The 13286-nt window shown below is 38.7% G+C and carries 11 protein-coding genes; 10 read left to right on the top strand and 1 reads right to left on the bottom strand.

All coding sequences use genetic code 11. The annotated features are described in order from the left end of the window. Nucleotides 1-22 precede the first annotated feature (22 nt). On the bottom strand, nt 23-943 hold the full coding sequence (gene rsgA, locus OK025_RS08285) for a ribosome small subunit-dependent GTPase A (RefSeq protein ID WP_317669070.1): 921 nt from the start codon (nt 941-943) through the stop codon (nt 23-25). A gap of 107 nt (nt 944-1050) precedes the next feature. Here rsgA and polA point away from each other — a divergent pair, with 107 nt between their 5' ends. The 10 genes from polA (at nt 1051) to OK025_RS08235 (ending at nt 13285) form a co-directional block, all read left to right on the top strand. Next, a complete protein-coding gene (polA, locus tag OK025_RS08280) occupies nt 1051-3849 on the top strand; it encodes a DNA polymerase I (RefSeq protein ID WP_317669069.1) in 2799 nt (932 codons plus the stop codon). A 4-nt stretch (nt 3850-3853) separates the two neighbouring features. Continuing rightward, on the top strand, nt 3854-4984 hold the full coding sequence (locus OK025_RS08275) for a hypothetical protein (protein ID WP_317669068.1): 1131 nt from the start codon (nt 3854-3856) through the stop codon (nt 4982-4984). Between the two features lie 24 nt (nt 4985-5008). After that, entirely contained in the window at nt 5009-5662 is a 654-nt protein-coding gene (locus OK025_RS08270) for a phosphatidylserine decarboxylase family protein (protein ID WP_317669067.1), read from the top strand. A 63-nt stretch (nt 5663-5725) separates the two neighbouring features. Continuing rightward, a complete protein-coding gene (locus tag OK025_RS08265; protein ID WP_317669066.1) occupies nt 5726-6763 on the top strand; it encodes a sensor histidine kinase in 1038 nt (345 codons plus the stop codon). A gap of 90 nt (nt 6764-6853) precedes the next feature. Then, nucleotides 6854-7501 (top strand): DUF47 domain-containing protein, encoded by a 648-nt coding sequence (locus OK025_RS08260; RefSeq protein ID WP_046671637.1) that lies wholly within the window; start codon nt 6854-6856, stop codon nt 7499-7501. Between the two features lie 36 nt (nt 7502-7537). Further along, nucleotides 7538-8548 (top strand): inorganic phosphate transporter, encoded by a 1011-nt coding sequence (locus OK025_RS08255; RefSeq protein WP_317669065.1) that lies wholly within the window; start codon nt 7538-7540, stop codon nt 8546-8548. A gap of 240 nt (nt 8549-8788) precedes the next feature. Further along, nucleotides 8789-10162, top strand: coding sequence for an OmpA family protein (locus OK025_RS08250; protein WP_317669764.1), 1374 nt, complete (start codon nt 8789-8791; stop codon nt 10160-10162). Between the two features lie 180 nt (nt 10163-10342). Continuing rightward, nucleotides 10343-11755, top strand: coding sequence for a tetratricopeptide repeat protein (locus OK025_RS08245; RefSeq protein ID WP_317669064.1), 1413 nt, complete (start codon nt 10343-10345; stop codon nt 11753-11755). A gap of 97 nt (nt 11756-11852) precedes the next feature. Further along, on the top strand, nt 11853-12599 hold the full coding sequence (gene aroE, locus OK025_RS08240) for a shikimate dehydrogenase (RefSeq protein WP_317669063.1): 747 nt from the start codon (nt 11853-11855) through the stop codon (nt 12597-12599). A 44-nt stretch (nt 12600-12643) separates the two neighbouring features. Next, nucleotides 12644-13285: an MBL fold metallo-hydrolase gene (locus tag OK025_RS08235; protein WP_317669062.1), complete on the top strand. Its 642-nt coding sequence runs from the start codon at nt 12644-12646 to the stop codon at nt 13283-13285. The last annotated feature ends 1 nt before the right edge of the window (nt 13286 follow it).

Here is a 13286-nt window from a genome sequence, read left to right as displayed (position 1 = left end):
CATGGGAAGCCTTTTAGATTTATTATGCTCTACTATCTTCATTGTGATACATACTGAGGTAGCTGTCGTATCGCGAACTTTCAATCCGCCCATCTTCCACAGCCTCCATGATCACACAGCCAGGCTCATTGATATGTCTGCAATTGTTAAATCGACATTGGTTCATCATGGCACGCATCTCCGGAAAAAAATGGGACAGTTCTTGCTTCTCTATGTCAACAATACCCAACTCACGAATGCCAGGTGTATCAATCAGCTTGCCTCCGAAGGGCAGATCGAACATTTCAGCAAAAGTGGTTGTATGCTTTCCTTTGTCGGACCAATCTGATATCTCACCGGTCTTTAGTCCATATGCAGGAACAATCGCATTGATCAGGGTTGACTTCCCTACTCCTGAATGGCCTGAGACCAGCGTTATTTTATCTTTAAGTAATTGCTTAACCACGTCTATATTTTTTCCTGTTAATGCAGAAACCTCGAAACAGGGGTATCCAATACTTTCATAGATCGATTTATAATCTGCCAATATTTCTAATCCTTCATCACTAAATAAATCCAATTTATTGAATATAATTACTGCCGGAATACCGTATGCTTCTGTGGTAACTAAAAAACGATCGATAAATCCCAAAGAAGTCGGTGGCGAGGCCAAAGTCACCACTAAAAATGCCTGATCTAAATTTGCTCCTATAATCTGAGTTTGCTTGGAGAGATTGACCGATTTACGGATAATATAGTTTCGGCGAGGCTCCAATTCATAAATGACGGCACTCTCCTGATCCGGCTCCACGTCAAAATGGACCCAGTCTCCCACAGCAACAGGATTTGTTGTTTTTATTCCTTTGGTACGAAATTTCCCTTTGATCCGACAATCGTATCTTTGATTATCTTCGCCCAAAACTTGATACCAACTACCCGTGGATTTCGTTACCAATCCTCTCATAACTCCTGTTGCATTAAATGTGTCATGCTGCAAAAATCGGAAAAATTTATTAAACTTACCCTTTAATGAATTTCTTACCTTTGTAATAGAGACTAAAATTCAATTTTGTGAAAAAACTATTTCTTCTAGATGGAATGGCTCTTATATATAGAGCTTATTTTGCGTTGAGCAAAACTCCCCGAATTACCTCAACAGGGTTAAATACAGGAGCAATCATGGGGTTTACCAATACGCTTTTGGACGTATTGAAAAATCAACAACCTTCTCACATAGCAGTAGTGTTCGACACAGCAGCTCCTACCGCTCGACATATTGAATTTGAAGCTTATAAAGCGCATCGCGAGCAAATGCCGGAGGATCTTTCTGCCTCCATTCCTTATATCAATCGTTTAATCGAAGGATTCAATATTCCCATCATTACCATGGATGGTTATGAAGCCGATGATATTATCGGAACACTGGCTAAGAAAGCTGAAAAACAAAACTTTACAGTTTACTGCATGACGCCGGATAAAGATTTTGGACAACTTGTGTCTGAAAACATTTTTATCTATAAACCCGCGCGTATGGGCAATGGAGCTGAAGTGCAGGGGGTGAAAGAAATTCTCGAAAAATGGGAAGTTTCCGATGTTTGTCAAGTGATTGATATATTAGGGCTTTGGGGCGATGCTGTCGATAACATCCCCGGCATCCCCGGTATCGGTGAAAAAACCGCAAAAAAACTCGTTCAGGAATATGGATCTGTCGAAGGTATTATCGCCAATGCTGATCAGCTAAAAGGAAAAATGCGCGAAAACGTAGAAAATTTCGCCGAACAAGGACTTATCTCTAAAAAACTGGCGACTATTTTATTGGACGTACCAATTGACTTGGATGAAAAATCGCTTGAACTCGAAGAGCCTAATAAGGACCTTCTAGAACCCCTTTTTGCAGAGCTCGAATTTAGAACGCTTGGAAAACGTGTTTTTGGGGAAGATTTCTCTGTTCTTGACAAGAGCATTCCCACCACTGGACAAATGGATCTATTTTCAACAACAACGACAATCACCACGACCGAAATTGTTACTGAAATTAGCGTCGAAAATGCGGCAATCAACAACATCCACAATACAGCACACGATTATATCCTAGCCGACACAACAGAAAAACAGACGGAGCTTGCCCAAAAGCTAGCTTCCTTAAATAGTTTCTGCTTCGATACAGAAACAACAGGCTTGGATGCAAACCTTGCCGACATTGTGGGATTATCATTTTCTTTTGAAAACGCAAAAGCATATTATGTCCCAACACCTGCAGACCGTGAGCGTGCTCAGGCTATAGTCGATATTTTCAAGACAGCTTTAGAAAACCCAAACATTGAGAAAATAGGACAAAACATCAAATATGATATTTTGTTATTAGCACGCTATGGTGTAAAGGTACAAGGTAGCCTTTTTGACACCATGCTTGCACATTATCTGATTGATCCAGATACCCGCCACGGCATGGATGTACTTGCAGAAAATTACCTGAATTATAGTCCCGTATCCATCACCGAACTTATCGGTGAAAAGGGAAAAAAGCAAGGTAATATGCGCGACGTCGAAATCGACAAAATAAAAGAATATGCTGCTGAAGATGCCGACATTACCCTACAACTAAAAAATATATTTCAACCTCTTCTTGTTGAGACCAACACCATGTTGCTCGCTCAGGAGGTGGAATTCCCCTTAGTTTATATACTTGCAGAAATTGAGCGAAACGGTGTAAAAATAGATGTTCCTGCACTTGGTGAATTTTCAAAAACATTGGAACAGGATATAAAAAATCTCGAAGCCTCTATCTTTGAAAAAGCAGGTGTAAACTTCAATATCGCCTCACCAAAACAACTGGGAGAAGTTTTATTTGACAAACTCCAGCTGGATCCTAAAGCGAAAAAAACCAAAACGGGACAGTACAAAACTGGTGAAGATGTATTATTGGCGCTCGCTCATAAATCAGACATCGTCCAAGATATCTTAAACTTTAGGCAAATGCAAAAACTCAAATCAACCTATGTTGATGCGCTGCCAGAATTAATAAATCCCGAAACAGGCTTAATTCATACATCTTATAATCAGGCTGTTGCTGCAACTGGCCGCCTCAGTTCGACCAACCCGAATTTACAAAATATCCCGATACGTACCGAAAGAGGCAGAGAAGTCAGAAAAGCTTTTATTCCACGATCTGAAGAGAATGTGATCCTATCAGCCGATTATTCACAGATTGAACTGCGCCTGATTGCCGAGCTAAGTAGAGATCAAAATATGATGGAAGCATTTAGTCAAGGCCATGATATCCATCGGGCAACAGCGGCGAAAGTATATAATGTGGATTTTGATGCTGTTACTTCCGAACAACGCCGCAATGCGAAGGCTGTTAACTTCGGAATTATTTATGGCCAATCGGCATTTGGTCTTTCTCAAAATCTCGGCATATCACGTAAAGAAGCCTCTGATATTATCAATGAGTATTTTAACCAATATACAGGAATAAAAAAATACATGAGTGATGCTGTAGAATTTGCAAAAGAGAATGGCTATGTTGAAACAATTCTAAAACGGAGACGTTATCTTAGAGATATAAATTCGGCAAATATGACGGTTCGTGGCTTTGCAGAACGAAATGCCATAAATGCTCCGATCCAAGGGTCAGCAGCAGATTTAATTAAACTTGCCATGATCGCCATCCAAAAGGAAATTGAGCAACAAGGTTTTGCTGGAAAAATGATTATGCAGGTTCATGATGAATTGGTTTTTGATGTTCCTAAACAGGAGGTTGAAGCCTTTAAGGAAATCATTCAGGACAAAATGACAAATGCAATAAAAACAACTGTTCCTTTGGTGATCGAAATTGGAGAAGGCAGAAATTGGCTTGAAGCGCATTAATACTATGATTAGAAAACTCGTCCATTTATTATTATTTATTTCTGTGTGTGGTTTTACAAATCTTTATGCACAGGAAGATAAACCTGTATTCTACGAAAAACTAGATCAGGGAATGATTCGCTTTTATTTTGACAAATATTATTATCTGGTTTCAAAAGACTGTGAGTTTAAAACAATTGAGCGTGTTAGCAGGTTTGACTTTAGCAAACAGGTCTTTGATGGAGAGTTTCGCGACTTTGCTCCCAATGGGAGCAGAATACTCGTTGGCGCTTACAAAGACGGTAAGAAAGAAGGGGTATTCCAAGCCTACCATCCAAATGGTGTATTAAAATGGGAAGTAAATTTTCAAAATAATTTCCCTATTGGCGATTGGAAATATTACTATCCGGACGGCAAACCACTACTAACAATTACCTACAGTGAAAACGGTTATTTCATCAAAGATTACTGGGACAACAGAGGTAAGCAAGAGGTAATAGATGGTGAAGGTAATTATGACTTCTCCATTCCTTTTGAAGGCTTTACCGAATTCGGCTTTGATTTCTATCTACGCAAAGGAAAAGTAAAAAATGGTAGGCCACAGGGAAACTGGAATACTTATTTTTACAATGTCGGCCAGCAACCGGTTTACGCCATGACACAACGTTTTACAAATGGCACGCTTACGACCACTTACGATGAGGACGGAGATTTAAATAATGAGGATTTCATATCATTGAGCATTTTACCGTACGATTATTTTGTTCGTGCAGAATTGTTTAATAGCAAGTCCTGTAGCTTCGATGATTATTCCAATTTTTATGCCTTCCTAGCAAAACGTTTCAACGATAACCTCAATAAAGCTGGTCTCGACGTGAACAAACAAGTCAACTTCTCTTATCTCGTGGAAGTAAAGAAAACCGGAATGGCGAATCTAAAAACTCTCAAGCTCGTTTCGGATTCCGGCAACGAATCTTTCGATGGTATTTTGAGCCGGATCGCAAAAAGCATCGACTTCTATTTCCCTACATACAAAGGGAATCAGCCACAGGATGACCTCATTAAAGTGTCTGGAGGTTTTGCCCAGGGAAATGATGGAAAAATCTATGCCCATTCAATTAAAATCGAAAGACAAATAGACAATTCGAGTAAATAACTATCTTTGCAGAAATAAATAGATATGAAATTTCATAAAGAAGGATACACCACATTAGCAATCGCTGTACTTTTTATCTTCATTATCAACGCCGTTGCGGATTATTATGATGCTCCGCAATATGCCAAATGGTTTATTTATGCGTTATCAGCATTCTTATTCATTACAGTTGTTCAGTTTTTTAGAAGCCCTAAAAAAGTGGTTACCGCTCAAGATGGCGTAATCCTTTGCCCGGCTGACGGTAAAGTTGTGGTTATCGAAGAAACCGAAGAAAATGAGTATTTCCACGATAAACGTATCCAGGTGTCGATTTTTATGTCCCCGGTTAACGTACACGTCAACAGAAATCCAATCAGTGGTTTGGTCACTTTCTTTAAATATCATCCCGGGAAATTTTTAGTGGCCTGGCATCCCAAATCATCCACAGATAACGAACGCACCACAGTCGTTGTCAAAGATAAAGCAGGAAGAGAGGTTCTTTTCCGCCAGATTGCAGGAGCCTTAGCCCGCCGTATTGTATGGTATGTGAAAGAAAAAGATGAAGTCATACAAGGTAACGAGTTTGGTTTTATCAAATTCGGTTCTCGCGTAGATTTATTTCTTCCTTTAGGAACCGAAATCAATGTTAACATTGGCGACAAGGTTACCGGAGCGAAAACGATTATCGGAAAATTTTAACAATTTATTAATATCATTATAAGTAACTTAGGCTCCAAATCAGGGGCCTTTTTTATTCAACAAATGAATTTTAGACAATTATTACTGGCAAACTCCGCAGCGGTCGGCATTGCAATATCCACGATCAGCTTTTATTACAAACATGACCTGCAAACAGCGCTAATCATTTTCTTTGTTGCTGTGGTAACAAGCTTTCTCCTATTCAACTATCTATTTGAAAAATATATATACCGTAGACTCAATACGATGTATAAACTCATCCATAATCTTAAACTTGGCAAGGATTTGAAAGACGCTATCGGAGAACATGTCAGTGAAGACCCTATAACAGATGCCGAAAACGAAGTCAAAGCCTGGGCAAAAGATAAAAAAAATGAAATAGAGCAATTAAAATCTCAGGAAAAATTCCGCAGAGAATTTTTATCCAACATTTCTCATGAATTCAAAACGCCGCTATTTGCCACCCAAGGTTACATTGAAACCCTGCAAGATGGCCTTATGGAAGAAGATATGGAAATGGCCAAGAATTTCTTAGATAAGGCTGCCCGGAATCTGGACCGGCTAAATTACCTGATTCAGGATCTTGATGAGATATCCAAACTGGAATCTGGAAAAATGGTCCTGAATATAGAGAAATTCGATATCGTTGATCTTATTAAAGACACGACCTACTCTCTTGAGGACAAAGCTAAACAGCACAATATCAAAATAGAATTCAAGCCAAAAGCGGGCACACCACATTGGGTTAAAGCAGACCGCAATAAAATCCACCAGGTATTATACAATTTGATTGACAATTCCCTGAAATATGGAAAAGAGAGCGGAACAACGAAAATCAAGATTTTTCCGCTGTTTGAACAGGTTCTTATCGAGATTACAGACGATGGTTATGGCATCGAGGAAAAAAATCTCAGCCGTGTATTCGAGCGCTTTTTCCGAACTGATAAGAGTCGATCACGCGATATCGGAGGATCAGGATTAGGGTTGGCTATCGTAAAACATATTGTCGAAGCACATCAGCAAAACGTCAATGTCCGTAGTACAGAAGGCATTGGGACAACATTTGGCTTTACTTTACAAAAAGTGCAGGCGGGAAATTAAACAATTGATGACACTTTTGTGTTTAAACAAAATCAATGTTAACATTAACTTAACATTAAGGTATTATTTTTGCAAAAATAAATTTAAGATATGTCTTTAAATAGCATTTTTCAATACTTCGTTCCAAAGGATAAAAAATTCTTCCCTTTGTTTGAACAAGCCGGCAACAACTTGATCGAGATGTCAAAGTTGTTAAAAGATATTGTTAACTCAAGCAACCCTGAAAAGAAAAAGGAATTAACACGCAAAGTGGAAGATTTGGAACATAGAGGCGACAACATTACGCATCAAATTCATTTGGAGCTGGGAAAGAACTTTATCACTCCTTTTGACCGCGAAGATATACACTCTTTGGCAAGCTCATTGGACGATGTCGCAGATTTTATACACGGCGCCGCCAATAGAATGGACCTTTACAAGGTTGAAAAGGCTACCGAACCCATGATTGAAATTGCGGACTTATTGGTTGAGGCTACCGAACATGTATCAAAAGCTATTCATGAGCTTAGAGACTTGAAAAATATTCGCAATATCACGGATTCATGTGTTCGCATCAATAGTGTAGAAAACAAAGCCGATTATATCTTCGATAAAGCTGTAGCTGACCTTTTTGAATTTGAAAAAGATGCAATTTCATTAATTAAACACAAAGAAGTGTTGTCTGCAATGGAAGATGCAACCGATAAATGTGAGGATGTTGCTAACGTATTAGAAAGCATTCTAGTTAAAAACGCATAATCATTCGATTTAAGTGCACAAAAATTCTACGAGATTATGATGTCAACATTACTCGTTGTTGTGATTGTCCTTGCAATTGCTTTTGACTACATCAATGGATTCCATGATGCAGCCAACTCTATTGCGACAGTTGTATCAACAAAAGTCTTAACGCCAGCAATGGCGGTTTTATGGGCTGCAATATTCAACTTTGCAGCTTACTTCTACTTTACCGATCATAAAGTAGCCAATACTATTGCAAAAACGGTATTGGAAGAATACATTACCTTGGAAGTTATTTTTGCGGGGTTACTTGCAGCGATTGGCTGGAACTTATTTACATGGTATTATGGTGTACCATCAAGTTCGTCCCATACACTTATTGGTGGTTTTGCCGGATCAGGTATGGCTTACGCTTTTATTCTGGGCGCAGATCCGATTCATGCAATCAATATCGATGCGACCTTAAAGATTATTGCTTTTATCGTACTTGCGCCTATTATAGGTATGACGATATCGGTTATCATCACATTGATTGTAATCAACCTAGCAAAAAACTCCCGTCCAAGTGTTGCCGAAAAATGGTTCAAGGTATTGCAACTTGTTTCATCAGCAGCCTTGAGCTTTGCGCATGGAGGTAATGATGCACAGAAAGTAATGGGAATTATCCTTGTAGCCATGGTAGCCGGTGGTTATGTCCCAACGACTGAACACATGCCAGAGTGGATTCCATTGACTTGTTACGCAGCAATAGCCGCTGGAACAATGAGTGGCGGATGGAAAATTGTAAAAACAATGGGAACCAAAATCACAAAAGTAACTCCTTTGGAGGGTGTTTGTGCTGAATCCGCAGGAGCTGTAACATTAGGTATCACCGAACATTTTGGGATCCCAGCTTCAACAACGCACACCATTACCGGTGCAATCATCGGTGTAGGGGTCGTCAAACGTGTTTCGGCAGTACGTTGGGGGGTCACAATCAGCTTATTATGGGCTTGGATATTGACAATTCCAGTTTCAGCGGTATTGGGTGGATTGTCGTTATTGATCGTACATTATTTGCTTTAGAAAAAAAAACCTTAATTTTTTTCTTAAACCTATTGAAACAAAACAAAAATTTGGTACTTTCGTAGCGGATTTTTGTTTTGTTGTTTCACATTAAATACTTAATTTAGTACAAAATATAGCAAAAACAAAATTTTAACATAATTTTAAGACTTTGGCACGGCAATTGTACTGTTCCATGTGTTAATACAATAATTAAATTTGAAAACAATTAAAATTAATAATAACCTTAAAAACAAGAGTATGAACTATTCTACAATTAAAAAAACAGCTGTTGCTGCTACATTAGTTGCCGCTTTAGGTTTCGCTGGTACAGCACAAGCTCAACAAGTATTCGGTGGTAGATCACAATACAGAACTTGGTCTATCGGAGTGCAAGGTGGTATTACTACACCGAACAACGTAATCGGTGGTGGTAACGCTTTTGGTCAAAAAGTAGGTTACTTCCAAAATAAAGTAGGTGAGTACTATGGTTTGACAGTACGTAAGCAATTCTCTCACTTATTTGGTTTAGAAGTTGAAGCAAACCGTGGTAAGATCAAAACTTACAACCATGATCTTTCTGGTCCTGCTGCAGAAAACGCATTAGGCGCTCGCTCAGTAAAAACTGACGTAAACTGGGCTGCTAGCTTAAACGGTGTATTCCAATTGGGTACAATCGATTTCTTGAGAAGAGAAAATGCAGTTAATTTCTATGCTAAAGTAGGTTTGGGAGCTATGGCTTACAACCCTGTTCAATACGATGGAAATGACTTCAACGGAAAAGTTGTTTATGATAACAAAGGTAAATGGGGAGAGGATATCGTTGGTGATCGCGAGAAAAAAGGTGACCGCGACAACAAATTGACAGCTTTCGTTCCTGTAGGTGTTGGTGCTAAATTCAAATTATCTGAAGTAGTAGCATTGAACTTAGGTTATACAATGAACTTTGCTGATGATCAAATCTACGGTCCAGCTCGTCAATCTTCTTACAAAGGTAAATTCTCTACAGTTATGGCTGGTTTAGAATTCACTTTAGGTTCGAAAGACAAACAAAACTTGACTTTTGCTAACCCAGTTGCTACATTGTACGATGAGTTGAAAGATCCTTCATTGAGAAACGAAGTTGAAGCATTGAAACAACGTGTAAGCACTTTAGAAGGTACTGTTAACACATTAAGCGCTGATGCTGATGGTGACGGTGTTTCTGATAAATTTGACAAATGTCCTGGTACTCCAGCTGGTACTCCAGTAGATGGTTCAGGATGTCCAATCAAATTCCCAGAGCCAGTTGTTAACAACGTTACATCTAACGGTTACTACGCTCCAATTCAATTTGAATTTGATAGCTCAGTATTGAAAACTTCATCTTACTCTACATTAGACAAATTGGCTAAAGAGTTACGTGATAACAACTCTGCTGTACAATTAGATGGTTATGCATCTGCTGAAGGTTCTGAAGCTTATAACTTAACTTTATCTAAAGACCGTGCTAACTCTGTAAAACAATATTTAGTAAACGCTGGTGTTTCTTCATCAAGCATCACTGCTAAAGGTTACGGAGAGAAAAACCCAGTTGCTTCTAATGCTACTGAAGAAGGTCGTGTTCAAAACCGTCGTGTTGAGATCAAAAAATAATCGTATATAACTTATACATTATAATAAGAGCCGGCTTTAAAGCCGGCTTTTTTATTTTACCCGTATTTATCCTTAACTTTGTAGAGGATATCCAATTTGTGGAAAATTAGTTCGAACAAATTAGATAAGAAATTAGTATTTTGAATTAAGGAACAGAATACTGGTTTTAAACTTTTGAGAATGGAAGAGGATTTTGAATTTGAAAACCCCGAGGAAAGAAAAATCTCGGTAGACAGATATGAGGAAATGCTTCGAAACGAGGATCAGTATTTTTTTGACTCCAAAGCTTTTGAAGGAATTATTGATTACTACGCTGAAAAAAATGACCCTGTTAAGGCTCTACAGGTTACCGAATTTGCGATCAGCCAACACCCTTTTGATATTACATTTCTGTTGAAACAGGCACAGCTGTTTTCATCGATTCAACAATATCAGAATGCACTCACGGCGCTTGATAAAGCGGAATTATTAGAAGCGTCTGAAGGTGACATTTTCTTGATCCGTGGCGGCATATTAGGCAGCATCGGCCAGTTTGATAATGCCTTGGAACAGCTCTTCAAAGCACTTCCGCTATTAGATAATAAAGATGAGGTCTATTTCCATATCGCCATGATCTTTCAAGCGCAGATGAATTATGACAAAGCAATAATTTATCTCAAGAAAGCACTTAAGCTTAACATGGATTACCAGGAAGCACTCTATGAATTGGCCTACTGTTATGATGTATTGGATAGACAAGAGGAAAGCATCTCCTTTTATAAAAAGTACATTGATTCAGACCCATACTCCTACTATGCTTGGTACAATTTGGGAAACTCTTACCATAAAATCAGCCGGTTTGAGGAAGCTTTAGACGCATACGACTATGCTATCTTAATTAAGGAAGATTTTTCTTCAGCTTATTTCAATAAGGGTAACGCTCTTGTCAATTTAGACCGCTATCAAGAAGCATTGGATGTTTACAAACAAACATTTGAGTATGAACAACCAAGTGCTGATACTTATTGTGCGATAGGCGAATGTTATGAAAAACTTGAGCAGATGGAAGAAGCCCGCAATTATTACAAAAAGGCAGTAAAATTGGATGCGGAGCTTGCTGATGCCTGGTTCGGTATTGGGGTGACCTTAGATTTCGAAGAACGCTATTTTGAATCACTTCATTTTTATAAAAAAGCATTGGAACTGGAGGATACAAACCCCGATTACTGGTTTGCGATTGCTGATGCCCGATACAAACTACAACAAATAGATCTTGCAGAAGAAGCCTATAAAAAGGTCGTCGCTTTAAACCCAACAGATATAGATGCGTGGCTCGATTATTCCTCAATTCTATTTGAACAAAGTAAAATTGAAGAAGCTATTAATGTAATATCCGATGCCATCACACAAAATCCAAATGCAGCAGAACTGTACTATCGTGTGGTTGCTTATCTGTTTGCCAATGGACAATACAATGAAGCGCTTAACTTTTTAGAGCTTGGCTTAGCGACTGATCCCGATAAGCATCATATTCTTTTTGATTACCTTCCGCAGCTACAAGGAAATCAGATCATTACTGAAATTGTAAAAAAATATACAAAGCCGAAAGATTAACACAGCATAGGCACACTATCCGGTCATTGCGTGGCAACGACCGGCTATTAAATTGAAGATATATTCCTGTTCCCACAATGCACTTTTCGCAATTCAAATGAAAAAATTAGGCTTAATAGGATACCCATTAGGGCATTCCTTTTCAAAAAAATATTATTTAGAAAAATTTCATCAAGAACATATTATCGATGTGGATTACGATTTATATCCACTTGCTCAAATAGCCGATTTTACAACTATTGCTTCCAATAAAGATTTCTATGGAGTCAATGTAACTATTCCTTACAAAATAGCGGTTATGGATTACTTGGACGAGCTCTCGGAAGAAGCTCGGACAATACAAGCTGTAAACTGTATTCGAATCAGTCATACCTCAGATGGCGCAACACACCTAAAAGGCTACAATACTGATGCCTATGGTTTTGAGGCATCGCTAAAGCCGCTACTAAATCCCTTGGTGGATAAAAAGGCTTTGATTTTAGGTAATGGGGGTGCTGCAAAGGCTGTCATTTATGCCCTGAATCAACTTGGAATAACACATACTTTAGTAAGCAGAACCAAACAGACAGGCCAGTTCACTTATGATGAACTTAATGCTTCTATCCTAGCAGACTATACAGTGATTATCAACTGTTCTCCAGTGGGCACATTTCCCAATACAGCTGAATCTCCGAACATTCCCTACGAGTATTTAAATGAGCGGCACCTTTGTTATGATTTGATTTACAACCCAGAGGAAACAGCTTTTTTACGTAAAAGCAAAGAAAAAGGCGCCAGAACCAAAAACGGATATGAAATGCTGGTTCTACAGGCGGAAAAGAATTGGGAAATCTGGAATAGTTGACTTTTCAATAGTTAGAAATCAATAAAAACTGTAATTTTACCACTATGCTTACGATAAAAACATTCACGTTCAATCCATATCAGGAAAATACTTACCTGCTCTATAACGAGTCAGGAAATGCTATTATCATTGATCCAGGGATGTATGGCGAGCAAGATCAGCAAGAACTATTAGCTTTCATGGCAAACAATAACCTCAAGCCGACACTCCTATTAAATACACATTGCCATATTGACCATGTTTTAGGGAATAGTTTTGTCCATGAAAAATTTGGCTTGCTCCCACAGTTCCACGAAGGTGAAGTACCGATTTTAGTAGCGGTTCAGAATTACGCTCCCCAAATGGGCATCCGATACGACATTTCACCAATTGGAGAAACATTTCTAAATGACGATGATACCGTTTATTTGGATAATGATGAGCTAAAAGTCATTCTTGCACCTGGACATTCTCCAGCACATATCTGCTTTTATTCAGCTGATCAAAAATTCTTGATCGGGGGAGATGTCCTATTTCGCAATAGCATTGGCCGTACCGATCTTCCTGGTGGAAATCACCAGCAGCTTTTAGATAGCATAAAAACAAAACTTTATACCTTACCCGACGACACGATCGTCTATCCTGGGCATGGGCCATCCACAACGATTGGCTTTGAAAAGAATTCTAATCCATTTATCCGAGGATAGG

This window comes from Sphingobacterium sp. UGAL515B_05 (assembly GCF_033097525.1).
Lineage (GTDB): Bacteria > Bacteroidota > Bacteroidia > Sphingobacteriales > Sphingobacteriaceae > Sphingobacterium.
This window is presented reverse-complemented; position numbering and strand designations above follow the sequence as displayed.